Annotated in this window: 28 protein-coding genes; 8 read left to right on the top strand and 20 right to left on the bottom strand. The window is 63.9% G+C overall.

What is annotated here, in order from left to right:
* Positions 1-34: 34 nt before the first annotated feature.
* From RH831_RS09925 to RH831_RS09915, 3 genes are read right to left on the bottom strand one after another with little or no spacing between them, the layout of a single operon-like run.
* Positions 35-2,860 (bottom strand): DEAD/DEAH box helicase, encoded by a 2,826-nt coding sequence (locus RH831_RS09925; protein ID WP_310554019.1) that lies wholly within the window; start codon positions 2,858-2,860, stop codon positions 35-37.
* A gap of 43 nt (positions 2,861-2,903) precedes the next feature.
* Positions 2,904-3,644 (bottom strand): metallophosphoesterase, encoded by a 741-nt coding sequence (locus tag RH831_RS09920; RefSeq protein WP_310554018.1) that lies wholly within the window; start codon positions 3,642-3,644, stop codon positions 2,904-2,906.
* Positions 3,645-5,228 (bottom strand): hypothetical protein, encoded by a 1,584-nt coding sequence (locus RH831_RS09915; protein ID WP_310554017.1) that lies wholly within the window; start codon positions 5,226-5,228, stop codon positions 3,645-3,647. It lies immediately after the preceding gene.
* 186 nt (positions 5,229-5,414) lie between these two features.
* Between RH831_RS09915 and RH831_RS09910 the strand changes: the two genes are divergently transcribed.
* On the top strand, positions 5,415-6,065 hold the full coding sequence (locus RH831_RS09910; RefSeq protein ID WP_310554016.1) for a 2,5-diamino-6-(ribosylamino)-4(3H)-pyrimidinone 5'-phosphate reductase: 651 nt from the start codon (positions 5,415-5,417) through the stop codon (positions 6,063-6,065).
* 9 nt (positions 6,066-6,074) lie between these two features.
* Here the strand turns inward: RH831_RS09910 and RH831_RS09905 are convergent, their stop codons facing one another.
* Together RH831_RS09905 and RH831_RS09900 are read right to left on the bottom strand one after the other, a co-directional pair.
* On the bottom strand, positions 6,075-6,362 hold the full coding sequence (locus RH831_RS09905; protein WP_310554015.1) for a hypothetical protein: 288 nt from the start codon (positions 6,360-6,362) through the stop codon (positions 6,075-6,077).
* A gap of 42 nt (positions 6,363-6,404) precedes the next feature.
* Positions 6,405-7,493, bottom strand: coding sequence for an FAD-dependent oxidoreductase (locus RH831_RS09900; RefSeq protein WP_310554014.1), 1,089 nt, complete (start codon positions 7,491-7,493; stop codon positions 6,405-6,407).
* Between the two features lie 139 nt (positions 7,494-7,632).
* Here RH831_RS09900 and RH831_RS09895 point away from each other — a divergent pair, with 139 nt between their 5' ends.
* The 6 genes from RH831_RS09895 to RH831_RS09870 all read left to right on the top strand — a co-directional run bounded on the left by RH831_RS09895 (position 7,633) and on the right by RH831_RS09870 (position 10,703).
* Positions 7,633-7,929, top strand: coding sequence for a DUF357 domain-containing protein (locus RH831_RS09895; protein WP_310554013.1), 297 nt, complete (start codon positions 7,633-7,635; stop codon positions 7,927-7,929).
* 50 nt (positions 7,930-7,979) lie between these two features.
* Positions 7,980-8,273 (top strand): 50S ribosomal protein L21e, encoded by a 294-nt coding sequence (locus tag RH831_RS09890; RefSeq protein ID WP_310554012.1) that lies wholly within the window; start codon positions 7,980-7,982, stop codon positions 8,271-8,273.
* Complete coding sequence (locus RH831_RS09885) at positions 8,273-8,629, top strand: RNA polymerase Rpb4 family protein (RefSeq protein WP_310554011.1); 357 nt, start codon at positions 8,273-8,275, stop codon at positions 8,627-8,629. The genes RH831_RS09890 and RH831_RS09885 overlap by 1 nt, the downstream gene beginning before the upstream one ends.
* Positions 8,630-8,705: 76 nt before the next feature.
* Positions 8,706-9,275 carry a DUF655 domain-containing protein gene (locus RH831_RS09880; RefSeq protein WP_310554010.1) on the top strand — a complete coding sequence of 190 codons (570 nt, stop codon included), beginning with the start codon at positions 8,706-8,708 and terminating at the stop codon, positions 9,273-9,275.
* Positions 9,276-9,307: 32 nt separating this feature from the next.
* Positions 9,308-10,132 (top strand): 16S rRNA (adenine(1518)-N(6)/adenine(1519)-N(6))-dimethyltransferase RsmA, encoded by an 825-nt coding sequence (gene rsmA / locus RH831_RS09875; protein ID WP_310554009.1) that lies wholly within the window; start codon positions 9,308-9,310, stop codon positions 10,130-10,132.
* A complete protein-coding gene (locus RH831_RS09870) occupies positions 10,125-10,703 on the top strand; it encodes a HemK2/MTQ2 family protein methyltransferase (protein ID WP_310554008.1) in 579 nt (192 codons plus the stop codon). The genes rsmA and RH831_RS09870 overlap by 8 nt, the downstream gene beginning before the upstream one ends.
* On the opposite strand, the gene RH831_RS09865 is transcribed toward RH831_RS09870, so the two are convergent.
* The 10 genes from RH831_RS09865 to rpl7ae form a co-directional block, all read right to left on the bottom strand.
* A complete protein-coding gene (locus RH831_RS09865) occupies positions 10,704-12,029 on the bottom strand; it encodes a B12-binding domain-containing radical SAM protein (protein ID WP_310554007.1) in 1,326 nt (441 codons plus the stop codon).
* A gap of 6 nt (positions 12,030-12,035) precedes the next feature.
* The gene (locus tag RH831_RS09860) at positions 12,036-12,923 is read right to left on the bottom strand and encodes a cytochrome b/b6 domain-containing protein (RefSeq protein WP_310554006.1); all 888 of its coding nucleotides are present in this window, start codon (positions 12,921-12,923) and stop codon (positions 12,036-12,038) included.
* Between the two features lie 4 nt (positions 12,924-12,927).
* Positions 12,928-13,302: a hypothetical protein gene (locus tag RH831_RS09855; protein ID WP_070364677.1), complete on the bottom strand. Its 375-nt coding sequence runs from the start codon at positions 13,300-13,302 to the stop codon at positions 12,928-12,930.
* 3 nt (positions 13,303-13,305) lie between these two features.
* The gene (locus RH831_RS09850) at positions 13,306-15,372 is read right to left on the bottom strand and encodes an aldehyde ferredoxin oxidoreductase N-terminal domain-containing protein (RefSeq protein ID WP_070364678.1); all 2,067 of its coding nucleotides are present in this window, start codon (positions 15,370-15,372) and stop codon (positions 13,306-13,308) included.
* Positions 15,372-16,103 carry a 4Fe-4S dicluster domain-containing protein gene (locus RH831_RS09845; RefSeq protein ID WP_310554005.1) on the bottom strand — a complete coding sequence of 244 codons (732 nt, stop codon included), beginning with the start codon at positions 16,101-16,103 and terminating at the stop codon, positions 15,372-15,374. The genes RH831_RS09850 and RH831_RS09845 overlap by 1 nt, the downstream gene beginning before the upstream one ends.
* Before the next feature lie 108 nt (positions 16,104-16,211).
* Complete coding sequence (locus tag RH831_RS09840; RefSeq protein WP_310554004.1) at positions 16,212-16,832, bottom strand: helix-turn-helix domain-containing protein; 621 nt, start codon at positions 16,830-16,832, stop codon at positions 16,212-16,214.
* 113 nt (positions 16,833-16,945) lie between these two features.
* Positions 16,946-17,401: a nucleoside-diphosphate kinase gene (ndk, locus tag RH831_RS09835; RefSeq protein WP_310554003.1), complete on the bottom strand. Its 456-nt coding sequence runs from the start codon at positions 17,399-17,401 to the stop codon at positions 16,946-16,948.
* Entirely contained in the window at positions 17,398-17,577 is a 180-nt protein-coding gene (locus tag RH831_RS09830) for a 50S ribosomal protein L24e (protein WP_310554002.1), read from the bottom strand. Before RH831_RS09830 ends, ndk begins: the two co-directional genes overlap by 4 nt.
* Positions 17,577-17,801, bottom strand: a complete 225-nt coding sequence (locus RH831_RS09825) for a 30S ribosomal protein S28e (RefSeq protein WP_070364683.1) — start codon at positions 17,799-17,801, stop codon at positions 17,577-17,579. The genes RH831_RS09830 and RH831_RS09825 overlap by 1 nt, the downstream gene beginning before the upstream one ends.
* A gap of 2 nt (positions 17,802-17,803) precedes the next feature.
* Positions 17,804-18,166 carry a 50S ribosomal protein L7Ae gene (gene rpl7ae / locus RH831_RS09820; RefSeq protein WP_070364684.1) on the bottom strand — a complete coding sequence of 121 codons (363 nt, stop codon included), beginning with the start codon at positions 18,164-18,166 and terminating at the stop codon, positions 17,804-17,806.
* 181 nt (positions 18,167-18,347) lie between these two features.
* Between rpl7ae and tmcA the strand changes: the two genes are divergently transcribed.
* Positions 18,348-20,591, top strand: a complete 2,244-nt coding sequence (gene tmcA, locus RH831_RS09815; RefSeq protein WP_310554001.1) for a tRNA(Met) cytidine acetyltransferase TmcA — start codon at positions 18,348-18,350, stop codon at positions 20,589-20,591.
* Here tmcA and RH831_RS09810 read toward each other — a convergent pair.
* The 5 genes from RH831_RS09810 to mvk all read right to left on the bottom strand — a co-directional run bounded on the left by RH831_RS09810 (position 20,588) and on the right by mvk (position 26,703).
* Positions 20,588-22,342: a glutamate--tRNA ligase gene (locus RH831_RS09810; protein WP_310554000.1), complete on the bottom strand. Its 1,755-nt coding sequence runs from the start codon at positions 22,340-22,342 to the stop codon at positions 20,588-20,590. The two genes, tmcA and RH831_RS09810, sit on opposite strands and share 4 nt — an antisense overlap.
* Positions 22,343-22,387: 45 nt before the next feature.
* Positions 22,388-23,440: a polyprenyl synthetase family protein gene (locus RH831_RS09805; RefSeq protein ID WP_310553999.1), complete on the bottom strand. Its 1,053-nt coding sequence runs from the start codon at positions 23,438-23,440 to the stop codon at positions 22,388-22,390.
* A 1-nt stretch (position 23,441) separates the two neighbouring features.
* A complete protein-coding gene (locus tag RH831_RS09800) occupies positions 23,442-24,788 on the bottom strand; it encodes an RNase J family beta-CASP ribonuclease (RefSeq protein ID WP_310553998.1) in 1,347 nt (448 codons plus the stop codon).
* 170 nt (positions 24,789-24,958) lie between these two features.
* Entirely contained in the window at positions 24,959-25,720 is a 762-nt protein-coding gene (locus tag RH831_RS09795; protein WP_310553997.1) for an isopentenyl phosphate kinase, read from the bottom strand.
* Positions 25,717-26,703, bottom strand: coding sequence for a mevalonate kinase (gene mvk / locus RH831_RS09790; RefSeq protein WP_310553996.1), 987 nt, complete (start codon positions 26,701-26,703; stop codon positions 25,717-25,719). The genes RH831_RS09795 and mvk overlap by 4 nt, the downstream gene beginning before the upstream one ends.
* Positions 26,704-26,733: the final 30 nt, after the last annotated feature.

The following is a 26,733-nucleotide window of genomic DNA, read 5'->3' as shown; positions in this document are numbered from 1 at the left end:
GAGGGGTGCGTTTCGCGCGCCCCTCGGAAAATCGTTACCAGAATGCCTTCGTCCGGGCGTACTCCCGTTCGCGCTCCAGAATGTCCCGGTAGAAGTCACTCTCGGACTCGCGGTGCCGGTTGATGATCCGTGCGGCGTTCTCGGGGCCGACGCCGCGGGCCGAGAGGGCGATGACCGCCTGCTTGCCGTGGCCCTGGACGAGGCTGGCGTTCCGATAGGCCCGCTCGGTGCGTCGCTGCTGTTCCTCGTCCTTGTCCTGGGCCTTGATGGCCGAGACGACATCCTCGGCGTAGGGACTGAGGGCGGCGATCTGGGTCGACTCACAGTGTGGGCACTGGGGCTGGTCCCGGACCCGCTTGACCGTGGTTTCGCGGTCGTACTCCAGACAGTGCAGGCAAACGAGTCGGACGTCGTCCTCCTGGATGCGCTCTCTGACCGTCTCGATCACGCTCGCGTCGGCGTTCTCGGGGGTCAAAAGCTCCGACCCGCTCTGTCGCCCGCCGGTGCCGATGGCGGTTCGCTCCCCGACCGAGGCGAGTTCGACGTCCTCGGACTGGATCGCTGCGAGGATCTCCCTGGCCCGGTCGATGTCCAGGATCTCGTGGAAGACTTCCCGCACTGCCTCGTCGTAGACTGGGGTGTCCTCCAGGGCGGCCATCACCCGATTCAGCGAGACGCCGTCGCCGCCCTTCCAGCGCTTGAGCGCGCCGAACTTCGCGGCGACCTGCGAGAGGGTGAACTTCAGCGTCTCGGAGCCGTTCAGACTCAACTCCAGGAGCGGGCCGACGTGTTCGGGATCGGTCGTCCGAAGCACCTCGCGAACGTCGTTGGCCCTGATGCCCCGGGGAACCTCCAGTTCGATCCGGTAGGGATCCACGTCGATCCCGACCGAGGAGCCCGTCTGTTGGCCCAGCAGTGCCGCGAGCAGTCGGCCGATCGTCTCGTTGCCCTTGAGCCCGCCGGCGACGTTCACGCCGATCGTCCGGCCGTGTGATTCGATCAGGATCCGGTCGTCGGTCGGGAGCGGCGCGCCCGACTCGACGTGACGCTCGATCTGTCCCAGGGCGTCCTCGATGGTGTCGGTCCCGGCCGGGTAGCGACTCGCGAGGTCCGCGGCGACCGCGTCACTCGGCGCGCCGGTTTCCAGTTGGTCCGCGGCGACCCCCCGTAGCTCGCCGACCTCCTGGGCCACCGGATACGGAACCGGGATCTCCTGACCGGTCCAGGAGGGCACCTCGCCGGCCGGATCCTCGATCGGCGAGACCTCGACCCGCTCCTTGTCCTCGTCGATCTCGGAGATCCGCCACATGTCTCCCCGCTGGATGAAGGTCGCACCCGGTTCGGCGAAGTTGACGACGAATCGCTCGTCGAGGGTGCCGACCTGGGCCCCGCTGGCGATGTCGAAGACCTCGTAGGTCTCCTCGTCTGGGATCATCGAGAGGTTCCGGTAGTAGTACTGCCAGGTCCCCCCGGACTTCTCGATGCGGTCTGCGGCCTCGTCAAGCCAGATGATGTAATTCGAGTTGAGCTCCCGGACCACCTCCCTGAACGTCTCCTTCTCGAGGTCACGGAACGGGTAGGCGTTCGTCACGATCTCGTAGGCTCCGCGGGCGGAAATCTCGCCGGCGTCCATCGCCAGCCCGACGACCTGGTTCGCGACGACATCCAGACTCCCGTGGTGGATCTCGGCTGGCTCGACCTGTCCGTCGGTCGCCCGACGAGCGATCGCGAGCGCTTCGAGCGTATCGTCGGGGTGGCCCGTGACGACGGTCCCTGACGAGACGGTGTCGTGTCGGTGGCCCGCCCGTCCGACTCGCTGGAGGAGCCGGGCGACCTCGCGGGGGCTGGCGTACTGGACCACGTGGTCGATCCGCCCCACGTCGATCCCCAGTTCCATCGAGGAGGTGCAGAGCAGGGCGTCGAGTTCGCCCGCCTTGAAGCTGTCCTCGACCTCGATCCGGGCGCTCTTCGAGAGTGACCCGTGATGCACACCGATGTTCGCGCCCATCTCCTTGAAGCGGGAGCCGAGCGCCTCGGCGGTCTGGCGGGTGTTGACAAATATCAACGTCGAGTCGTGGGCCTCGACCAGTTCGGTGATGTATCGCAGGTGACTCGCGACCGTGGCCGTGGTCATCAGCTCCGAGGAGCGGTTGCGATCGGCGGGCGTGATCTCCGGCTGGACCACTTCGACGTCGATCTTGCTCGTCACGTCCACCGAGACGATCTCACAGCCACGATCGCCCGTGAGGAACTTCCCGACCTCGCCGGGATCGCCAACCGTTGCCGAGAGGCCGACCCGCTGGATTGGGCCCGCGAGTTCGCGCAGTCGCTCCATGGCGACTGTCAACTGGGCTCCGCGCTTCGAGGCGGCGAGTTCGTGAACCTCGTCGATCACGACATAGCCCACGTCTTCGAGTCCCTCGCGGAGCGTCGAGCCCGTGAGCATCGCCTGCACGGTTTCAGGAGTGGTCACCAACACGTCGGGCGGATCTTCGGCCTGTTTCTGTCGCTGGTACTGGGTGGTGTCGCCGTGTCTGACCTGCACGTCCAGGTCGAGGGTTTCGCCCCACCACTCCAGGCGGTCCCGCATGTCGCGGTTGAGAGCCCGGAGCGGCGTGATGTAGAGCGCGCCGAACCCGTCCCGATCGTCCGCGACGAGCGCGTCGAAGATCGGGAGCATCGCCGTCTCGGTCTTCCCGGTGCCCGTCGGCGCGATCACCAGGGTGTGTTGGCCGGCGGCGATGGGTGGTATTGCCCGGCGCTGTGGCTCGGTCGGGGTGGAGAACCCTCGCTCGGAGAGGGCCGCCCGGACCTCGGGCCCGAGGGCGGCGAAGGCGTCAGCACGCCCCGTCTCGCTCATTGTCGGGTCTAACGGAGAGGTGAGGTTAAGCCCGTTGCTCGCCCTAGATCGAGTCGTACTGACCCAATCGGGTGCCGTCGAGGAGGTAGGCCTGCGCGGTCGGGGCTGCGGCGGGGAGAAACGGTGCGAGGAACTCCTGGCCGGGGACGTTCACCCACGTGCCGCCCACGAGTTCGTTGAACGCCGGGAAGACGACGATTTCGTCCGGCCCGTCGATATCGGCGTCGTAGTGATCCTCGAAGGGAGCGGGGTCTCCGTCGCCCCGCAGCCAGACTCGTTCCACTCGACTCCCGCCGACCTCGTCTTCGAGTCTGACACAGGGGTGTTCGTGGCCGAGTGCGAGGATCGACACGTCGAGCACCGACGGGTCGGGCCAGGTGTGCCCGTGGGCAAAGCCCAACTCGCCGATGCGCACGCCAGTCCCCGCCGTGACCGTCACGTCGATTGCGTCCCCGAGCAGCCCGTCGTGGTTGCCCGGAACGAGGAGGGCCTCCCGATGGCGCAGGCGGTGTTCGAGCTCCATGAGTTCCTCCAGTTCGGCGCCGTCCGGCTGCCCGATGTGATCGCCCAGATCCCCGAGAAAGAGGACCTGGACGGGGTCCACGCGATCGAGCAGGCTGGCGAGTCGCTCCCGTCGCTCGGCCGCCTGGCTCTCGACCTCGACGCCCTCCCGACGGTATCGTCCTTCGATGCCTGCGTGGTAATCGGCGACTACCAGGATCGGGCCCTCGGGCCCGTCCGCGACCGCGGCTGGCTCGCCCTCGATCGGTTCGATCGCCGGCATTCAGATCGGCTTCAACGCGTCCGCTCCGGACTCGAAACAACGCCCACCGAGCAAGGCGTCCTCGATGGCATCCTCGATGGCGTCCTCGCTCAGTCCGTGGCGGTCTTCGAGGGTTTCGATCAGCTCGGGACGAGGGACCCCGTCGCCGTCCCCGAGTTCCTGGAGCGTGTTGACGACCAGGTTCTGCACTTCGCCCTCGGAGAGGTCCGCTGCCTGTGGGTATTCTGCCTCTGTTTCCTCCTCCGTCTCCTCGTCAGTCCCCTGCGTGTCGGTCTCGTCCGGCTTCGTATCCGTGTTCGTGTCCTCCGCAGTCTCCGGGTCTGCCTGGCCCGTCTCTGTTTTTTCCGACTTGTCCTCCATGGGCTCATCCTCGGCGGCCGGTTCGGCCTCTTTGCCGGCCATCGTGTCTGTCCCTTCGGGCGTTTCCGCGCCCTCGGAGGGCTCGAACTCCGCCCCGCTCTCGAACCCCACGTCGAAGTTCTCCTTGACTTCGGCTCGCTCTTCCGCAGAGAGCTCGTAGAGTTCGTCCTCCGCTGGCTCGTCAGCTGGCTCGGAGACGGCCTCCATTTCGGCGTCGCTGGGCATATCCGGCTCTGTGGTGTCCGGAGCCTCCGAGTTCGGTTCCTTCGGTGAGGCGGTCGGTTCCTCGGTTCCAGCCACCTGTTCCTCCGTTTCCGACGTCGGCTCGGTTTCGGGCTCCTCGGTCGTTTCCGAGTCGGTCGTCGGTTCGTCCTCGCTCGTCTTGGTGGTGGCCGGGGGTTCAGTTGGCTCGGCTGTTCCGGTGGCGGCCGCTCCTGGGGTGGCTGGTTCGTCCGCTTCGGTCGCCGATTGCTCGACCGGTTCGGCGACCGAATCGTCCAGCGTGATGTCCGTAAATCCGGTCAATACGGTTCCGTCGCCTCCCTCGTCGGGGGCGAAATCGACGCTTTCGACGGCATCCGTTTCGCCGGCCACCATCTCGACGGCGGAAAGGGCCATCTCCTGGACTGCTTCGAGATAACCGGTCGTCGGCTCGTAGGTCGAAATCGCGCGGGGAATGCCCGCTGCGAGTGCCGGACTGGCCCCCGCATCGATCAACCGGGCTTCCAGTTCGTCGCCGCGCTCGTCCGCGTCGAGGGCCATGCCCATCAGGCCCGTTCGTTCGAGGGTGTGCATGGCGGTCTGGACGACCCAGCTATCCCGGGTGTCCGCGTCGACCTCGTTGACACGTTCGGGGCGCAGCGACGTGAAGATTCGATCCGAGTCCTCCGGTTCGAAGGTCCGGGCCTTGCCCGTGAGTGCGACGAACATCGGCGGTTCGGCTTCCTCGAAGAAGGCCAGGGCGTCGGGCTGGTACTGGCCGGCATAGCAGACGAACGCCCCGGAGGGATCGACGATTCGCGCGCGAAGTACCCCATCGCTCACTTCCTCGGTTTCGGTGAGTGCGCCCACGACGAACACGCGGTTCACCCGTGCGCCCGTCGGCGTGACGAGGTACTGTGGGGCTCGTTCCTCGTCGCTCTCGGCGTACGTGTACGTGGCCGCTTCGAACTCGTCGGCGAAGACCCGGTAGGCGACCTCGCGGGTCGGGGCGGCCCCGCTCATCGTGGCACCTCCGGCGTGCGTTCTCGACTGACTCGGCCGTCCTCGCGCGGCGTGGTTGCCTCGCGTGGGCCGGGGGTTCGTCCCTGGGTAGTCATCGTGGAAGAGTACTGCCGCCCGACGGTAAAAGGGTATGGACGACCGGTCCCAGTCGAAAGCGTTTCCCCGACGGCTGGCGATCGCTCTTGCATGCACGTGGCCGTGAACGCCGCCATGAGCGTCGACGGGAAACTGGCCTCCCGCGAGCGCGAGCAGCTGGCTATCAGCGGACCCGAGGACTTCGCCCGGGTCGAGCGCTTGCGCGCCGAGTACGACGCCATCATGGTCGGGGTCGGAACGGTCCTCGCGGACGATCCCTCGCTGACACTCGATGACCCTGCCGCGCACGGCGAGCAGCCTGCTGACCACCCGACCCGGATCGTCGCGGATTCACGGGCACGGACCCCGCCCGACGCACGTGTCCTCGATGACACGACCGAGACGTACGTCCTCGTCAGCGAAGCTGTTCCGACCGAACACGTCGATAGCCTGGAACGTGCCGGAGTCTCCATTCTGGAAGCCGGGACGAGCCAGGTCGACCTGACGGCCGCATTAAACCGTCTCGATGCGACGGGGATCGACAGCCTCCTCGTCGAGGGCGGGGGCGAACTCATCTTCTCGCTTTTTGCGGCCGGACTGGTCGACGAACTCAGCGTCTTTGTGGGCTCCATGCTGATCGGCGGCCGTGATGCCCCAACGCTGGCTGATGGCACGGGCTTCACCGAGGACTACCCGTCGGTGAACCTGCAGTCGGTCAGCGAACTAGACGACGGCGTGCTCCTGGAGTACGAAGTCGACTGAGAGAAGACCTTAGTGGGAGTGGCCCGTCGCCTCGGCGTAGCTCACACCGAAGCGGTCCTCGAAGGCCTCGAGCATCTCGCCCTCGATCGCTTCCAGATCCACGTCAGTGGCCTCGTCCTCGCTGTGGTGGGCCAGTGCGTGTGCGCGCTCGGTGAAGGCCATCACGAGCATGTCCGCGGCGATCATGGCGTCTGTCTCATCGGGTTCCTCTCGGTAGAGATCAATAACGTCCAGGGGGAGAGCGATCTCGTCCGTACCAGTTTCGGTCTCGACGGTTACCGTAATCGAATCGGCCATGGATGGCATTGGCCGAGACCACTTGTAAAGCTGCCCATCGAGTCAGTCGTCGGCGGTGACTGGCTCGGATTCCGGCGTCGCTGGGGCTTCCTTCGCGAGCCATTCGTCCACGTCAAGGGCTGCCTGGCTGCCCATCCCGGCGGCCGTGACTGCCTGCTGGTAGTGGAAGTCGACCACGTCGCCCGCGCCGAAGATCCCCTCGACGTCGGTCATGGTCTGGTTGCCGCCGCGGCCGCCCTGCGTGACGATGTAGCCCTCGTCGTCGAGTTCGACGCCCGTGTCCACCAGGTAGTTCGTGTTGGGGGTGTGGCCGATCGCGACGAACACCGCGGCCACGTCCATCGTGTCCTCCTCGACATCCTCACCGGCTTCGAGTTTCTCCTTTGGGTGACCATCCGGGTGGGAGACCACGTGAACGTGGTCGACGCCATCCTCGGGACTCCCGTGGATCTCCGTGAGTTCCGTGTTCCTCACGAGTTCGATGTCCCCTTCCTCGACGTTCTCCATGGTGCGATCGATCCAGTAGTCCTCCGCGCGGAACTCCTCGCGACGGTGGACCAGGTAGACGGTGTCGGCGAACTTCGTCAGGAAATCGGCCTCCTCCATCGCGGCGTCGCCGCCGCCGACGACGATCATGTCCTCGCCCTGGAAGAACGCGCCGTCACAGGTCGCACAGGTCGAGACGCCATAGCCCATCAGGTCGTCCTCGCCCTCGATGCCCAGCAGTCGGGCGCTGGCTCCGCTCGCGGCGATCACGGCGTCCGCGGTGTAGACGGTGTCATTCGAGAGCGTGAGCTCGAAGGGATAGGTCGAGTCATCAACGGACTCGACGATCCCGTGCTCGATCTCCGCGCCGAACTTCTCGGCCTGTTTGCGCATCCGGTTGATCAACTCGGAGCCGTTGATGCCGTCGGGGAACCCGGGATAGTTGTCGACCTCTGTCGTGAGCGTGAGCTGGCCACCCGGCTCGTCGCCCTCGATCAGGAGCGGGTCGTTGTTGGCCCGTCCCGCATAGATGGCCGCTGTCAGTGCTGCAATGCCCGAGCCCACGATGACCAGTCGCTGGTGTTCGGCCGCCGATTCATCGGTCTCCTCGCCGATCGACGACGTATCCGTTTGTGGGGCTTCCATACAATATCAAAGTGACTGAAGTCCCTATTTACCTTGCGCCATCGGCCGCAGTTGTCCGTTTCCGTGCCGTTTGTGGCCATTTCACGCACTCTCACGACCTGTCGGCACGTTTAGGGCCGTCCCGGACCTCGTCCCGGTCATGCCTGCGGACCTCCAGGAGAAGACCGATCGGTACGAGTCACTGCTCGAAGCGGCAATCGAGGCGGCCGAACCAGTGCCTGCCCAGGGAACGCCCCTTGATACCGTCGCGGTGGAGTTCATGGAGATGGCGGTCTCCTACCTGGAGGACGGCCGCCACTTCCGGGCGACCGACGATCCGGTCAACGCCCTCGCAGCGTTCTCCTACGGTCACGCCTGGCTCGACGCCGGAGCCAGACTCGGCGTGTTTGCTGTTCCCGCGGATACGGAGCTGTTCACCGTCGATCCCACCTCCTGAACGGGAACGTGCGTTTTTTAACCGTCACCGCTCTATCGGTTCGTACTACTATGCCGTCGTCCAATGGACCCCTCGAAGGCACCCGGAACAAACTCTCGAACCCACCACGCCAGCGCGGGACGTCCCCGCCCCAGCGATCCGTCGCGGAGTTCGACGAAGGACAGTCCGTCCATCTCCGCATCGACCCCAGCGTCCCGGACGGTCGCTTCCACGCCCGATTCAACGGCCTCACCGGTGAGGTCGTCGGGAAACAGGGCACCGCCTACAAGGTCGCGATCTCCGACCGGGGCAAGGAGAAGACCCTCCTCGTCGGCCCCGCCCACCTCCACGAGCAGACTGAGTAATGTCTCTGTTCAAAGAGACTCTCGACGAGGAGCTACTGACGATTCCCGAGGCCAAAGAACTCCTCGCCGATGTCGAGGCCGAACGGGCAGGCGACGAGGACCGGGAACTCCGATACGAACTGGCCCGCGCCATCGACCACGTCAACCGGTTTGCCGTGCTCGACGTCGAGGAGTCCCGCGAGTTGGTCGCGGAGCTCTCGGACCTGGAGTACGTCGAGGACCCGGTCGCGTACAAGATCGCTAATCTCCTCCCGCGCACGCGAACGGAACTCCGCTCGGTGTTCGCCCAGGAGCGGTACGCCCTGGACGGTGAGGAACTCGACGCGATTCTCGACATCGTCTCGAAGTACGCCTGAATCTGGGGGTCCGTTTTGTCACTCCACCCGCCAGTGGAGACCACCGTTTAAGTTCCGCCTTCACGTAGGCCGGGACATGACCGAGGACAGCGCCGAGTCGGACGTCGCCCACGGGGTCGTACTCGATTTCCTCCCACACGGTCGCAGCGACGCCGACGAACCCCAGTATCGACGTTCGCCGGTGATCTACGCGGTCGGCACCGAGCACTTCTCGCTTTACGAACTGACACTTGGGGACGACGCGGACGTCTCGATCGGCGACCGGATTCAGCTCCGCCCCGATTTCGACTCGGGCATCGAGCGCGGGCGGCAGGTCGAGTACGAGGACCTCTCCGATGGCGCACAGTCCGAACTGGAGTACGTCATCGAGGAGATCGTCACGGCCGATGAACGGCGTTTCGTCGACTTCTTCACCGAGGCTCAGCCCGTGAGCCTCCGGATGCACCAGCTCAACCTGCTCCCCGGAATCGGGGACAAACTCCGGGATAACATTCTGGATGCGCGCAAGCGCGGCCCCTTCGAGTCCTTCGAGGACCTCGAATCGCGGGTGTCCGGTCTCCACGATCCGAAGTCAATCGTCGTCGACCGGATCCGGGCTGAACTCACCGACGAGGATCTCAAATACCGGATCTTCGTCGGCTCGTAAGGGGTAAAGCGCTCGGCCCGCAACTCCGGCCAATGACCGCGCGAGACCCGGACCGACTCGTGGCCGCCGCCGGCCGCGGCGACCCGAACCAGGACCAGCACTTCCTCGTCGACGATCGGGTCCTCGACCGAATCCCGGAGTACGCCTCGGCGTTCGACCTGTCTCACGTCCTGGAGATCGGTCCGGGGGCCGGTGCGCTTACCGACCGCCTGCTTGCCGTTTCCGATCACGTAACCGTCATCGAGCGGGATGCTGCCCTGGTCGGGTTTCTCGAAACGGAGTTCGCCGAGGCTGTGGCCGACGGCCGTCTCACGATCCTCGAGGGCGACGGAATGGAGATCGACCTTCCCGATTACTCCGTCTGTATCTCGAATCTCCCCTACGGCATCTCCACGCCGGTGACCTTCCGATTGCTCCGCCGTCACCGGCCCGCGGTGCTCATGTTCCAGGCCGAGGTCGCCGACCGGCTGGTCGCCACGCCCGGGACGAGTGACTACGGGCGACTGTCAGTCGGGGCCCAGCACTACGCCGACGTAGAGATCGTCGAACCCGTCCCGCCCGAAGCCTTCGACCCCCAGCCCGCGGTGGACAGCGCGATCGTCACCGTCACGCCCCGGACCCCCGAGTACGAGGTCCCGAACGATCAGGCCTTCCTCGATCTCGTCAAGGCACTTTTCACCCAGCGGCGCAAGACTGTGCGCAACGCGATCCGAAACACCGTGCATATCTCCGGGATCGAACACCCGGAGGCTGTGATCGACGCGCTTCCAGACTCGATCGTGGGGAAGCGCCCCGACGCGCTCGAACCGGCCGAGTTCGCCGAAATTGCCGTCACCGCCGCTCGAATCGATGAGTGACCTGGCCGACCGACGGGGAATCGAGACCGAGATTTACGAGGCGGCCGAGGATTCACACCTGCTTCTGGAGGCAGCCCGTCCCGAGATCGAGGGTGCGGACCTGGTGCTCGAAGTTGGGACGGGATCGGGCTACGTCGCAAGCGAGGTTCGTGAGGGGACTGGCGCGACGGTCATCGGTTCGGACATCAATCCACACGCCTGTCGGCGAGCGCGGGAGCTCGGCATTCAGGCCGTGTGCGGTGATCTGGTCGCGCCCTTCCAGGAAGGGGTGTTCGACGCGGTCCTGTTCAATCCGCCCTATCTGCCGCGGGTCGAGCTAGCGGCGCGAAACGATTGGGTCGAAGACGCACTGACTGGGGGCGAGACCGGTCGGGAAGTGATCGAGCCCTTCGTGGAGACCGTCGGGCGCGTGCTCGCCCCTGGCGGGGCCGTGTATCTGGTCGTGAGTACGCTTACCGGTCCCGAGGCGGTCGAATCGCAGGCTCGATCGGCGGGGTTCGATGTACAGACCGTTCGCGAGGCGTCGTTTCCGTTCGAGAAATTGTTGGTGCTGGAACTGAAGTGGACTTAATCAGGGCCCTGTCGCTGTCGTCGTGGACGTGCGTTTCTTGAGTCCACTTTTTTCGATGACCTCGTCCTTGAGCCGCTCCAACTTATCGAACGAGAGGTTTTTCGTGTCGATAACGAGGTGTTTGGCGTCATATTCGTCCCAGGTCTCGGCTCGCACTTCGATATCTCCGTTTTTGACGTACTCGTCGTACACTGTCCCCGGATACGGCGTGGTGAATGCCAGTGAAATCGCCGCCCCAGTGTCTTTGACTTCTCGCATGAAGTCAGCCTGCTGGCGGATCGTCGCTGCTGTATCGTCGGGGTGGGGGAACATGAAGGATGCCAAGACGTCCATGTCGAGGTCGACTGCGGTTTCAATCGCATCTCTGGCTTCCGTCAACGAGATTTTCTTGCCGATCGAATCGAGAATTTCCTGGGAACCCGCCTCCACACCGAACTGGATCCCGGAACACCCGGCATCGGCCAAGGTCTCCAGAAGGTCCTCGTCGACCAGATCCACTCGCGTCGAGCACGTGAAGTCCCAGGGGTTCCGGGTATCGAGATCCCGAAGCTCTCGGAGGAGTTCTTCGGTCTTGTCTCGTCGGAGGGTGAACGTGTCGTCAGCGAAGTTGATCTGTTGGACCCCAAACTCATCCACGAGTAACCTCACCTCTTCGAGAACGTCCTCGATAGCTCTGTAGCGACGCGTTCCATCGCCCCAAATGTTGTTGACCGCACAGAAATGACACTGGAACGGACAGCCACCCCTCGAAAAGAGCATGTTGCCTGGATGTTGGTACAGTTCAAGCGGGAACAGATCGCGGGCAGGGAACGGGAGTTCGGTCGGATCTTGGATATACGGGCGATCAGGTGTTTGGATCAGTTGCCCGTCCCGCTCGAACGTGATTCCGTCGACAGCTTCTGGATCTCCCTCTTCGGTGACCGTCGTGACCAGTTCAGCTGTGGTCAGTTCTCCTTCGCCTCGAACGACGTAGTCTATCGCGTCGACTGAGGCCGCCTCCGCATCGTTCACACTGGCGTGCGGGCCGCCCAGGAGGACGGTCAGGTCAGGGTTCACCTCCGTAGCCGTGCGAGCAATTTCGAGTGCGTTTGGATAGGTCTCCGTGTGGGCCGAGACGCCGAGCACGTCCGCCTCGCTTCGATCGACTGCCCGTTCGATGACGGCCGGGTTCATTCCGGTCACGTTCAGGTCACGCGCTGAAACAGTGTGTCCTCGCTCTCGAAGGACGGCTCCGATATATCCGAGACCGAGCGGTGGATGGAGGGCCGCATGGGTGCCTGCAGTCGTCTCACCGACCGGAGCGTTGACGAGAAGAACCGATCCCATACGTTCTTAGTCCTCTCCGCTCTTGTGGCTCCGAGAGGTACTTTCTGCCGGGAGCCACCGGGAGTGGTGGGACCGGACGTACTCTATTGGTATCCAGCCAGTAATCTGGGACCGGAGTTGCTGGAGGTGCGAAGGCATGAGCACCGCTCCGATGTGCCCCGCCAGGAACAGGATGGTGAACAGGGCAAAGACATCGTGCAATAGTGTCATCGCCGACATCAATCCACCACCAACCTCCCATGGGTAGTCAGCAGCTTTCACTAGTCCCGTTATCGCAACGACGCCGACCAATCCGGCCCAGATGAGGTAACTCACCCGCTGAATCGGGAGGTACTTCTCAGCCTCGGGCGCGTTGCCAAGCCGGAGGTAGCTTGCGACGTTTCTGACAGCGTTTGTGAGGTCGCCCGATTTCGGCAGGATTTCCTGGTGGTCTCCCATGAGGAGCCCACCGACGTGGTAAGACGCTGCGAACAGCAGAATCGCAGCGCCGGCCCAGTGAACGTTGATCGCCAAGCCCACTGCTTCTGTTGTGCCGGCAAATCGAGGTACGAAGAGGAAGCCAAGCCAGATGCCGGAGCCGATGAGCAGCAGCATTCCGACGGTGGCTGCCCAGTGCTCGAAGAAGGCCCCGAAAGCCTCGTGTCGACGGACGAGGCCTTCTCGGATGGTGGGTTCGGACTCAGAGTAGGCGGCGTGGATTGCGCCGAATAGCAGTCCACTGCCGATAGCTGCGGGGAGAACCCAGGCCAGAGTTTCGAACAGCACGTCGTAGATGTACGACCCGGACTCGAAGGCCTGCCAGAGGTACAACTCGGCCGCATCTGCGGCGAGGATGTACCCGCCCACGAGGGCCACGAGCAGACCGAGTGTGATTAGTGGTCGTTTCCAGCGCATGGGCTTAGTCCTCCCTGGCCTGTTCCAAACGCTCGCCGATGAGGGTGGATATTGGCTCTACGCAGTCGGCGTAGCTGTCGTTTGCCTCTCTGATTTTCCCGATCTCGTCAGCGAGCTCGGCATCTCGAATTACGTCCCGCACCCACCCTTCGAGAATTTCGAGATCGACGTAGCCAACTGTTCCACCACTCCCGACGACATATGATAACTCCTCAACATCGGCTGTGTGGATAAAGGACGCCACCTCTTCGAGTGTGTGCAATTGTACTTCTTTATTTCCGGCCATTCCGTGAAGTTCATACCCCACGAGATGATCGTCGTGGCTAACTTCTGCCTGGGCCCGCTCTTTGATCGTGTTTGATGGTTGTGTCAGTTCCATGGATTATCCCTCCTGAAGGAAGCCGTTTGCTTCCAGTTCGTCCGCAACAAACCCCAGATCATATGCTTCCAATCCGGACCGGGTTGGTCGTCCGGTTTCCGGATCCCAGTTCTCGAACTCGTAGAATTTTCGTTTCCAGTCGTTGAACTTCGTTCTATCGAGGGTTCTGCCGGATACGTCTTTGTACTCCCACTTCCCGTTTGTCTGGACCGGAACGTAATAGGGGATTTCGTATGTCGTGTATCCAGGCTTTGCTCCGACTTCGTAAGTGTATTCCGCAAACTCCTCCATATCCGCGTGGCGGCCTTGGAGTGTCCATATCGCACGGTCTAGATTCCAGATGCGGCGTCCCTTTTCGATACCTTCCTCGAAAGTGATATTTTCGCCGGTGACTGCATTATAAATTAAGGGCTCACCTTCTGGGGTGAGGCCGGACATATCATCTCCGTAGGGGTTTATGAAGTCCGCATATGCCCAGTCACAGTAGAGCGCAGTCTGTTTCCAGAACCGTGTGTAGTGGCGGTGCCAGGCCACGAGCTCCACCATATTTTGTGAATAAATCCCTTCGTCACTGTAGTCCGGCACCACATTGTATGGCTCGGTACTGTTCTGGATTATCTCGGCGAGCCGTTCAGCGGTGACTGGGGGATCATTGCCGGTAAGTTTGGCCGTGGAGGGTTGCCAATACACGGACCAGTTAAAGTCGTGCTCATTTATATCCCGTTCTCCGAGGATGCTACCGTAGCCCCACTCAACTTCCGTTCTGGCATCGTAGTGGTGCGGATAGCCCCAGTATTGCAGGGACAAACTCCCGGAGGCTAGGTCCTCCTCTAATCGACCCCACTTTTCGGCAGCACGCATCAATCCCTCTGCCAGATCTGCTCCAATTCCCTCTCTGTTGATGATTTTCTGGATAAGTCGTTCGGCAAAGACCGCATTGCCCAATTCGGACCATGGAAGATCGCCTTCGATCTCTCCATCGGGCCCGAGGATCCCACGTTTGTGCAGATCCTTGAGCCACTTGATACCGGCTTCGAGTGTGTAATTGTTGATCCCGTATCGCTGTGTTAGATCCGCAGCTTTTGCTGTCTCTTCAGTATACTCCCCATGCTTGGCCTGATCGTGTGCGTCGTAATACAGGACATCGACACACGAACTTTCATTACCCTGCCCGCTTGCTGTTCGTTTTCGACAGTTTTTGTGGCAACCTAGACATCCCTGGGCGCGGATTGGTTCCTCCATGCCAACGTTCATCGCCCCCGCACCAGGCGATCCTGAGAACGCAGCAAAACTTGGCAGACTTCTATGATCGTCGAGATCGTATCCATACTCGTCCACCATCTCCGTCCGAACTTTAAGAAGTTCACTTGGGTTGGCAATCTCTACGCTTCCAGTTCCTAGGACGCTAATGGCTTTGAGGTTCTTGAACCCCCAGACCGAACCGAAACCTGCATTTCCAGCGCCATTACCGGCGTCGTGGATTATTGCCCCATACCGTATCTCGGCCTCACCTGCTGGGCCGATAGTCGCGATGGCAGGTCGTTGTGTGGTTTGACCGGTGTCTCGCTTGGTTTCCGGCTGGTTCCAGCCTGCTTCATGATCAACTTCCTGCCAGATCTCAGTCTGGGTCTCCCATGTGCTCAATCCCCACAGTGACTCAGCACTCTCGAAAGTAACCTCGTCGTCGACGACGTTTACCCACACTGGTTCATCGGCTTTCCCCTCGATGACAATCCCGTCATAACCAGCGTACTTCAACATACCCGCAAATCGACCACCGAAGTTGCTCCGGTTGAACCACTCCGTCGGATACGGCTGCGGGCTGATTCCCTGCACTTCAGTGCGTCCCGCTGCGGCCGGGGCCAGTGTCCCAGCAAGCGGCGAGGTCATCATCGTGATGACGTTCTCTTCCGAGAAGGCATCTACCGTCTTGTCATCCACCAGGTCGAAGAAGATGGCCGACCCCATGCCGTGGCCGCCGACCCACTCCTCGTACTCGCTCGTGTCGATTGTCGAAATTTCGCGATTCGTCAGGTCCAGTCGAAGGATCGTCCCCATGTGTCCTTTCATCAGATATCACCCGCGTAGAGTCCGAGTTGTTCCCACTGTTCGTCCCGGAGGTTCACCTTGTAGCCCTCGTCGTCGTACTGGGTCGGGATCTCGTCGGTGAACTGAATCGCGCCGACCGGACAGACCTCGACACAGGCCTGTGACCCGTCCGGGCCACCCTCCTGGTCCCAGTGTGGGGTGTCCGCACAGAGATCACACTTCATCGCGTACTCCCGCTCGTGGTTCCAGGTGTTCCGATGGGGCGTGTACGGACAGGCCTCCAGACAGCGCTGACAGCCCACACACTTGTCCTCGTCCACCATCCGGACGTTGCCGTTCTCCGGGTCCGCTTCGAGCGCGCCCGTCGGACAGGCCTCGACACAGGCCGCATACGTACACTGGCGGCACTGCTCCTGGTTGATGTCGTTCGGGAACCCCTCGAAGGGATTCTGCGTGATCTGGATTCGCGCCAGCGAGTGGCTGGCTTTCCCCTCGTGGGCGGTCGAACAGGCGATCATACAACTCGTACAGCCGGTACACTTGGCCGGGTCCACGAGCAGATACCCCTCCGAAGCGGGGATGGCCTTCGCGGACTCGCCGGTGTCCTCGTTGTTCAGTGCGAGGACCCCCGCGGTGGCCCCCGTGCCGACGACCCCGGCCCCGACGGCGGCCCCTTTCAGGAAGTTCCGCCGCGAGGTCCCGTCGTCCGGTACTGACGGCTCGGCCTCATCTTGTGTGTTGTTCTTACCCATACACTCGAATGTGGGGGCTTGCGGCGGTTAGCTGCAATTCTTATACACAACGGTACTTTTTAAGGTGATAAGCTGTCCTTTACCCCGGCTCAAAACGATAAGCTCCCGTTACCGGTCGGCAGACTGTTCGGGAAAGAGGAGGCCTTCGAGTAGTTTCTGCTCGGCGGCGTGCAGTCGCTGGGACATCGCGGACTGGCTGATTCCCCGCTCCGCTGCGAGTTCCGAAATAGAAATCTCTCGAGGCTGTTCGTAGTAGCCGGCCTTCACGGCGTCTTCGATCGCCGTTTGCTGCTTGTCGGTCAAGACATCCAGGTCAACGGAGCGTCGAGTGGCGGCTTCCTCCGTGGGCGTCTCGGAGATCCACTTCACGGCGAGGCTTTCGGAGACTTGATTCAGGCCCGCGAGCAGGTCCGAAATCGACTCCCGATTCGGCGGATGGGTGACGACCAAAAGCGACTCGTCTTCGACCCCTTCGATGTTCGGCACACAGTCATGTTCCATAAACGTCAGGGCCGGGCAGGGCTCTTGGCCGTCGTGATAGCCGTGAAAGGTCTCCCTGTTCTCGGTCTGGGAATCGGCGAACACGATCTCACACTGGAGCCCATCCTCGTGGGCGTGGTGGCGGACGTCGGTGACCTCCTCGCTCAGTGTCCTCACTGGACAGTTCTCCTGTGGCTGGACGGCGACTCCCAGTTCGATCGACCGGCGTGACTGATGGTTTATTGGCATCGAATGTGGTGTCCCAATTGCCGGTAAGTGCTGCCGCCTTCTAAGCGTTGCTCCGAAGTGGAGTCACCAGGCGCTACTCGATCTCGAACTGAACGCCGAAAAAGCGATGCCGATTACTCGTACAGCCAGGCTTCGTCGATGCGCTCGTAGTCCTCGAGCTCGTCCTCGTCGAAGAACAGCTCGATCTCGCGCTCGGCGGAGCCGGGTTCGGTGTCGGAGCCGTGGATGACGTTCCGACCCATGTCAAGCCCGAAGTCCCCCCGGATGGTGCCCGGGGCGGATTCGGCGGGATCGGTCGCGCCCATCATCGTGCGAACCTGGGCGATCGCGTCCTGGCCTTCCCAGACCATTGCGAGGACTGGGCCCGACGTGATGAAGTCGGTCAGGTCCTCGAAGAACGGCTTGTCCGTGTGTTCGGCGTAGTGCTCTTCGGCGAGTGCCTGATCGATCCGCATGAGCTTCGCGCCGACGAGCTTGAGCCCACGGTCCTCGAATCGGGCGATGATCTCGCCGATGAGGCCCCGCTGGACGCCGTCGGGCTTGACCATTACGAACGTGCGCTCGGTCATTCGCCTTCGCCCTGGCCGGCCCACTCGAGGTCGCGGGGTTCACGACCCAGACCGGCGTTCTTCTCACACTTCGAGGAGCAGAAGTACATCGTCTCGCCGCTGACCTTGACGTACATCGTGCCCGTCCCCTGGTCGATCTCGTCGCCGCAGTAATCACAGGTGCGTGTCTGTGGCATTATTGACCCCCAATCGAGTCGGCTTCGCGGGCCGTCTCGCGGAGCTGCAACACGTCCCCGACCCGAACGGGGCCGAGGGCGTTCCGCGTGATGATGCGGCCCTGGTTGGACCCTTCCTTGATTCGACACTTGACCTGCATGGCCTCACCGTGCATGCCGGTCTTCCCGACGATCTCGATGACCTCGGCGGGTGTCGAGCCTTCTGTCGATTCCTCGGCGCTCATCGCTATTGCAGGTCCTCGACCTTGGTTGCGATGTCCTCGACGTCGGCGTCGGCCTCGCCGGCATCAACGATGGCGGCGGCCGCGCTTCCGACTTCGAGACCACAGGCGTGCCCGATGTCGTCCTGGGTGTCCACGAAGACACAGGCGATGCCCTTCTCCTCGGCGAGTTCGGGGAGGTGCATGACGATCTCCTCGGGGGAGACGTCCTCGGCCACGAAGACGAGGCCGGCGTTCCCGCGCTCGACAGCCTTGGTCGTCTCGTTTGTCCCTTTCTTGATGCGTCCGGTGTCGCGGGCGACCTCGAGAGCCTCGAGGGCTCGGTCCTGAAGGTCACCTGGTACGTCGTAGTCTACGTATACTGGCATAGTGTATCACCGCTCCCACAGAGGGGCTTTCGCTCCCCCGCCGATCGTTCCTGAGGCTGGAAGCATCATCGTCCCCTGTGAGGTGTACTGCAAGGTGAGCACCCCGTGCTTAAAAGCGTGTCCAAAGCCGGGAAGCCCCTGGATGGAAACGCCCTTGCCGCGGGGCGTGCAGCACTCTCCCATGGACTGGGGCGTGGCCGGTGGGCTGGCAGGGGAGGCCGCACGCTTTGACGAGCGACGCCTCCTCGTGCTCGCGGGCGGGCCGGATTCGGAGCCACTGGCGGCGGCCAGACAGGCCCTGGAGGCCGCAGCCGTCTCGATGGCCGAGACTTCCGTCGTCGGACCGGAATCGGACCTTCCCTGTGAGCACTTGCCTTTCAACCAGGCGGATTCGCTGCTCGGGACGACCCGGGACGCGGTGGTCCTCGACTGTCGGACGGCTTGTCGACCCAACGTTCTTGGAACCGTGGTCGGTGCCGTCGACGGCGGCGGCCTCCTTCTCCTGCTGACGCCGCCACTCGATGACTGGGCGACACGGCGAGACGAATTCGACGAGACGCTGGCTGTCCCACCGGATTCGCTCCAGGACGTGACCGGTCACTTTCGCTCGCGACTCGTGCAGACGCTGCGTGTGCACCCCGGAATCGGCATCGTCGACCTGGATACGGAGACGGTTCTGCAGGATGGACTCACGAATTCAGCACCGCGCTTGCCACCCGAGCCGATTCAGCGACCACCCGGGGCCGAGGCCGTGCCCCAGGCGATCGTGGACGCCTGTTTGACACAGGACCAGGTCGATGCCATCGCCGAACTCGCCGCGCTTCGATCCGGGCCGCGAGCGGCCGTACTGGAGGCCGATCGAGGACGGGGCAAATCGAGCGTCGCCGGTCTGCTGGCGGCCTGGTTCGCTGCCGAGGGCGAACGGATCCTCGTCACGGGACCCACCGAGCGTGCGGCCGAGGCCTTTTTCGACCGTGTCGAGGACCTCCTGCCGGTTCTCGATCCGGAATCCGCACCATCGAACGCCGGCGATCGAACCTTCGAGACGACTTCAGGGGGGTGTATTCGGTTCGTCTCCCCAACCTCGCTGTCGGAGCACCTGGAGACCGCAGACGTCCTTTTCGTCGAGGAGGCGGCCGCACTTCCCGTTTCGATCCTCGAATCGACCCTCGCGGTCGATCGGCTCGTGTTCACGACGACCGTCCACGGCTACGAGGGCTCGGGTCGTGGATTTGCGGTTCGGTTCCGGGACAGCCTCGAGCAGGCCCGCCACGACCTGCGGGAGGTCTCGCTCGTCGAACCGATTCGATACGCCGCCGGCGATCCGATCGAGGCCTGGGCCACCCGGGCGCTACTGCTCGGGGCCAGCCCAGTCCCGGGGTCGGTTGTCGACGGGGCATCACCCGACTCTGTCGCGTACCGCTCGCTCGACTCGGAGACCCTTCTTTCCGACGAACAACTCCTCCGGGAGGTATTCGGCCTGCTCGTCTCCGCTCATTACCGGACCGAGCCGGACGACCTGGCGCGACTGCTCGATGGCTCGAACCTGGCCGTTCGGGCGCTGCTCCGGGACGGACACGTCGTGTCGGTGGCGCTCGTGGCCCGGGAAGGTGGGCTCCCGAAAGCGACCCGAGAACAGGTCTCACACGGCGAGCGGATTCGTGGGAACATGCTCCCGGACGTGTTGATGAGTCAGCTCAGAGACGAGGACGCTGGCGGACCGGTGGGGATTCGGGTGGTTCGGATCGCGACCCACCACGCCGTCAGGGGACGGGGGCTCGGAAGCCATCTCCTGGACGAACTGGATGCGGAGTTCGCCCCAGTCGTCGACTGGCTCGGCTCCGGATTCGGCGCGACCCCGGAACTCGTCAGGTTCTGGCGGGAGAATGGGTATCGTGCGATCCACCTCTCGACGGGTCGAAACGAGCGGAGTGGCGAACACTCCCTGCTGGTGATCCGCGGCACGTCGCCAGTCGGACACGAGATCGCAGCGGCACAGGGCTACTGGTTCGCCGGCCGCATCCGGGGGGTCCTCCGTGACGCACTCTCCGCGGTCGATCCGGACGTGATCCGAGCGACCCTGGACGCGACGGCTCAGCCGCCCCCGCTCTCGATAACGCCACACCAGTGGCGGGTCATCGCCGGCGCTGCCTTCGGGCCCGGATTCTACAGCGTGGACCCGGGGCCGTTCCGGCAACTTGTCGCTCACGCGCTGATCGACGGCGAGGTCGACCTCACGGACACCACGGAGCGACTGCTCGTCGAGGGATTGTTGCAGGGTCGTTCCTGGGACCGGGTGGCGACCGACCTGGGGTACGTCTCGCGGGCTGCCGCTATGCGGGCACTCGGCCGAGCGTTACAGCCGCTCGTGTGTGAGTACGGAAGCGATGTGGCTCAGTCCGAACGGCGACGCTACGAGAACTAGGGGTGTGTGAAGTAGGTAACCGTCTCCTCGCCCTCCCGGCCGTCGATGCGGGCGAAGCCGACTCGTTCGAACTGGACCAGATCGTCGGACTCGTACTCGCGGAGGCCGGGTTCGGCCCACCCGCGGACGACCCCCTCCATCGTCTGCATCCGGACGGGCACGGACTCGGCTGCCGGCACCCAGTGGACGACGGGCACGTCCCCGTCGGTGACGACTTCGAGCCCGTCGCGGGTCGCGACCAGTCGGTCCCCCTCGTTGCGGACCGCGCCGAACCCCTTCAGCCAGACGCGGTCGCCCTCGGCGGGGCGATCTGACTCTTCCAACCGGACTGCGTCTCCCACGGGGATCTCCCTGGTGCCTCGATCCTCGTGGTCTGGGTGCAGTGGCGGTTTGGCCGTGTCCGGACCCCCCTCGATCGGGAGTGTGACCGCCGAGACCGGCTCCGGGTCGCCGTCGGGGTACGCATCGACCGACTCGCGGACGAAAAACCGTCGGTCGGTCTCGTCGTCGATCAACTCCCGATTTCGGGCGTACACGGTGCTCATCGAGAGGTCGACGTTGCTCGTCGAGGTCCCCAGATCGACCATGGCCGAGACGATGGCCTCCCCCCGGATCCCGCGGCGTTTGACACTCTGGATCGTCGGGGCGCGGGGGTCGTCCCAGCCGTCGAGGTCACCGGCGTCGATCCGTTCCTTGATCGTCGAGGTGCTCATCGACACGTCGTACTCGTCGATCTGGACGTGTCCCCAGTGGACGACTTCTGGGTACTCCCAGCCGAAGTAGTCATAGACGAACTGCTGGCGTTTGGCCGAATCCTGGAGGTCGATCCCCCGGATGATGTGGGTAACTTCGGTGAGGTGGTCGTCGATGCCGGACTGGAAGTCGAGCATCGGCCAGCAGCGGTATTCGCTCGCGGCCTCGCGGGGGTGTGGCGTGTCGATCATCCGGAAGGCGACCCAGTCACGCAAGGCGGGATTCTTGTGCGTGATGTCGGTTTTCACCCGGAGAACCATCTCACCGGAGTCGTACTCGCCATCGACCATCGCCTCGAACTCCTCGTGGACCGTCTCGGGATCCTTCCCGCGGTGTGGGCAGGCTTCGCCAGCGTTTTTCAGTTCCGAGAACTCCTCGCCGCCGCAGGAGCAGGTGTACGCGCCGCCGGCGTCGATGAGCGTTCGGGCGTGGTCGTAGTAGATTTCGAGCCGGTCGCTGGCCCGGAGGACTTGATCCGGCTCGAACCCCAGGAACTCGATGTCGGCCAGGATCTGGTCGTAGGCCGAGAGGTCCGGTCGCTTGGTCTCCGGGTCGGTGTCGTCAAAGCGGCAGATGAAACTCCCGTCGTAGCGCTCCTTGTACGAGCCGATCACGGCGGGCATGCGGGCATGCCCCAGATGCCAGGGGCCGTTGGGGTTCGGCGCGACCCGCATCCGGACCTCGCCGTCCGTGGCGTTGGGTAGGTCCGGGAGTGCGTGTTCGTCGGTTTCGTCCTCGGCCTCGAGTTCGGCGATCGCCGCCGGATCGAGGGCTTCGAGGCGGTCGCGTTTCGCGGCCTGGTCGAGGCCGTTGACCGAATCGAGGATCGGACCCGCGATAGCCGGAATCTCGTCGCCGTACTCCCGGAAGTCCGGGTTCTCTCCCATGAGCGGGCCCATGATCGCGCCGACCTGGGCTGCGCTCTCGTGTTTCAGTGCGTTGTGGAGGGCGTGTTTCTCGATTTCCCGTTCGATTCGGGCACGAAGCTCGTCGTCCATTACGCGGAGGAACTCGACGGTCGCTCAAAGTGATTGGGATTTGCCCTAGTAGGACCGCTCGATCAGGTAGTTGCCGATCTGCGCGAGACGCGTCCGGGCTTCGGTCTCGGGCAACACGTCGAGTTCTTCGATCCCCTCTGCAACCAGGTCGGCAGCCATGTTTCGGGCGTAATCGATCGAACCCGCGGCTTGGAGTGTCTCGACGGCGGCGTCGATCTCCCGATCCGTGACCGCTTCGGGGTCGCTGGCGTCGATCAGGCCATCAACGTCCACGCCCTGCTCGCGGGCGTGCTGGGTGATCAGGGTACGTTTCCCCTCGATGAGGTCACTGCCCCGCTGTTTGCCGAGGACGTCACTCGGGGTCGTCAGATCGAGCACGTCGTCCTGAATCTGGAAGGCCCGGCCGATCGAGCGGCCGTACTCGGTCAGCGCGTCCGTGACTGCCGGGTCCGCGCCGAGAAGTACACTTGGGATCGAGGCGGCGGCTGCATAGAGCACAGCCGTCTTTCGGTCGATCATGTCCAGGTACTCCTCGCTCGTGACCGTCTCGCGTTCCTCGAATCCGATGTCGAGGGATTGGCCCTCACAGATCCGGGTACAGGTCGCGGCCAGCGTGTCGACCGCTTCGAGTGCCCGGTCGGCGGGGGCACCCGTATCGAGCATGATCTCGAAGGCCTTCGAGTACAGTGTGTCGCCCGCCAGGATGGCCGTATCCGAACCGAACGCGACGTGGACTGCCGGTTCGCCTCGGCGCATCCGGTCGTCGTCCATGATGTCATCGTGGATGAGCGTGAACGACTGGATGACCTCGACGCTGACCGCCGCGGCGAGCAGGTCGATCCGGTCCTCGCTCTCGACGAGTGTCGGGAACTCCCGGTAATCAACCGTGCCCGGGTCGGTCTCGGTCAGGGCCTCGCCGGCGACCAGGAGGATCGTCGGACGCAGGCGTTTGCCGCCGGCCAGGAGGACGTGCCGGGAGGCCTGGTAGAGCCGTTCCGGATCGCCCATCGGGAGGTACTCGTCGATGTTGGCGTTGACGATCTCCCGACGGCGTTCGATCGCGTCCTCGACCGTCTGGGCCCGGGCCTCGGGATTCATCTTACTCGACGAGCTGGATCCGGTTGCCGTTCCGGGTGATGTGCAGGTCCCGCCCGACCTTGTAGCCCTCGCTCTCGGCCAGGTTCACGTAGGGCGCGTAGCCCTCCATCTCCTGGTGGGCCGGAATGACGTGTTTGGGGTTGAGCGCCTGGAGCATCTGGTAGTGGCCTTCCTGGTTGAGGTGGCCCGAGACGTGAATCTCGTCGTAGATGCGGGCGCCCTGCATCCCCAGGAGCTTCTCGGCCTGGTAGCGCTGGCCCACGTTCGTCGGCTCGGGGATGACACGGGCGGAGAAGACGACCTTGTCGCCCGATTCGAGTTCGTAGGGAGTCTCGCCGCGGGCCATGCGGGTGAGCATCGCGCGTGGCTCGCCCTGGTGGCCGGTGACGACCGGCAGGAACCGATCCTTGCCCTCGTTCATGATGCGCTTGAACGCCCGGTCGACGGACTTGCGGTGGCCGAACATCCCCAGGTCGTCGGGGAAGTCGACATAGCCCATCCGTTCGGCCGCGCCGGAGTAGTGCTCCATCGAGCGCCCGAGGAGGATCGGCTGACGGCCGATCTCCTTGGCGAACTCGACGAGGCTGCTCACCCGGGAGATGTGACTGGAGAAGGTCGTGGCGACGATGCCGCCGTCGTAGTCCTCCATGGACTGCAACGCGTCCTTGAGCTGGGCGCGGGCGACGGATTCACTCGGGGTCCGGCCCTTCTTCTGTGCGTTCGTGGTGTCCTCGATGTACGCCAGGACGCCCTCGCCCTCGCGGCCGATCTCGCGGAACCGCTGCATGTCGATCGGGTCCTCGAGGACCGGGTTGTGGTCCAGGCGCTTGTCCAGGCCGTAGACGATCGCGCCCTCGGGCGTGTGGAGGACGGGGTTGATCGCGTCGATGATCGAGTGGGTGACGTGGACGAACTCCAGTTCGAGACCGTTTCCGATCTCCATGGACTCGCCGCCCGACATCTTCACCAGTTCGTTGTCGACCCCGAACTTCTCCTCGCCCTCGATCTGGCCTTTGACCAGTTCGATGGTGTAGGGGGACGCCACGATCGGTGCGTCGTAGCGGTGGGCGAGTTTGGAGATCGCACCGATGTGATCGAGGTGGCCGTGTGTCGGCACGATGGCCTTCACGTCGCCCTCGAGTTCGGACATGACTCGGTCGTCCGGAATGGCCCCCATGTCGATGAGGTCCAGGCTGTGCATCCGCTCGGTCTCGACGTTGTCGTGGATGAGGACCTTCGACAGGTTCAGCCCCATGTCGAAGATCACCACGTCGTCGCCGGCCCGCACTGCCGTCATCTGCCGTCCGACTTCCTCGTAACCGCCGATTGTCGCAATTTCGATTTCCATTGTGGATCACTGAAAGCCCGAATGGGCCCGCTCAGTACTGAAACACACGTCGGGTCGCCACCGTCCAATCCGGCGTCTTGCAGCCGTGACGGGGCGACGGGTTGCACCCGAACGCGTCAGTTACGTGGACTAATACTCCCATGTCCTATAAAGCACCTGATCCTGACGGGTTACGTCGACGCGCCGTCGATTCGCGTGCCTGGAGCCCCCGAGTCGAGGAAGGCGGCCAGTCCATCGGGGTCAAAGATCCGAGCAGGGGTGTTCAGGTCGAGCAAGGCCCGGACCTTGCCGGCCATCCCGCCAGTCACGTCGGTGGTGTCGCTCCCGGAGAGCACTCCTTCGACGGTTTCGAACCGCTCTATCTCCGGAATCACTTCCTCGTCCTCGTCCAGCACTCCCGGAACGGTGGTACAGAGGCCAACCGACTGGGCAGCGAGCCCCTCTGCGAGGCTGACCACGAGTTCGTCGCCGCTGACGATTGTCGCCCCGGCTCCGACGGTGGTGAACACGTCCCCATGGAGGACCGGCACGAAGCCCTCCCCGAGCATCGTCTCGATAGCTTCCGTCGGCTGCACGACTGCACCCGACTCATCCCGGTAGCCTGCCGAGAAGGGGCGAACCGGAACGGCGGGGACCCCCGCCTCGTGGAGTGCGTCGAGCACCGCTTCGTTGAGTCGGCCCATCGCGGCGTGAATTTCGCTGATCGCAGTTGTGTCTCGGGTTCCAGCTTCCAGTGAGACTCCAGCCCGTGCTGCTGCTGGATGGCCGAAGGAACCACCCCCGTGGACGATCACCAGCGAATCGACTGCCGCCTCGCCGATCGTCGCGGCCACCGCGTCGAGTTTCGACTCAGCCACCGTCTCGGGCTGCTCTTTTTGTGTGATGACACTCCCGCCGAGTTTGAGGACGACTGGTCCGGCGTGCTCGCTCATTGTTCGCGGCACACTCCCTTGGTGTCGAGTTCGGCCCGGAAGGCTTCAGCACAGGCCGGGGAGTACTTCAGGGCCGTCTCGGTCGCGTCTGTCTCGTCGAGAGCGACGATACACCCGCCCCCGCCGGCCCCGGTGAGTTTTGCACCCGCCGCGCCGGCGTCCCGTGCGGCCCAGACCATCGCGTCGAGGGAGCGGGCGGAGACCCCGAGTGCGGCGAGGAGGCCGTGGTTGAAGTTCATGAGCCGGCCCAGTTCAGCCGTGTCCTCGGCTTCGAGGGCGTCGATGCCCTGCTCGACCAAATCGCCGATCGACTCGACGGTGTCGGCCGCGAAGGGGTAGGTCTCGCGAAGCGAGCGCACGCCCGAGACGAGCGCGCCCGTGTCTCCTGCACCGCCGTCGTAGCCGACCACGAAGGGGAGGTCTGGCGCGGTGATCCGTTCGCAGTTGTCCCCCTCCACGAGCACGGCGCCGCCCATCGTGGAGCAAAAGGTGTCTGCCCTGGAGGCCTGGCCGTCCTGGACGGTATGCTCGACCTGGTAGGCCCGGTCGGCGATCTCCTCGCGGTCGAGTTCGACACCGAGTGCTCGCGTGGCGGCGTCGATGGTCGCGACGACGACGGCCGCCGAGGAGCCCAGGCCGGCCCCCAGCGGGATCGAACTCTCGACGTGGACGTCGAACCCCGCGTTCGGGGCGTCCGCGGCGTCCCGTGCCTGGGCGATGGCCTCGTCGACGTAGCCCATCGCGGCCGCCACGAGGTCCTCGGTCACGTCCACTTCCGGGGTGCCCTCCGTCGAGCCGTCGTACTCGACGGTGAACCCCTCGAGGCTCAGATCCTGGGCGCGAACGCGAAGTCGCTCGTCGGCACGCTCGTCGACGGTCACTGTCGCTCGTCGTTCGATCGCACAGGGAACCGCCGGCTCGCCGTAGACGACTGCATGCTCCCCGAAGAGGTATACCTTGCCCGGGGCGCTGGATGTGGCCATACTGCTTCTCGGTCCCGGGGGCTAAAAAAC

The organism is Halodesulfurarchaeum sp. HSR-GB (assembly GCF_031432215.1).
GTDB lineage: Archaea > Halobacteriota > Halobacteria > Halobacteriales > Halobacteriaceae > Halodesulfurarchaeum.
The sequence above is the reverse complement of the archived record's forward strand: the minus strand, read 5'-3'. Positions and strand labels throughout refer to the sequence as shown.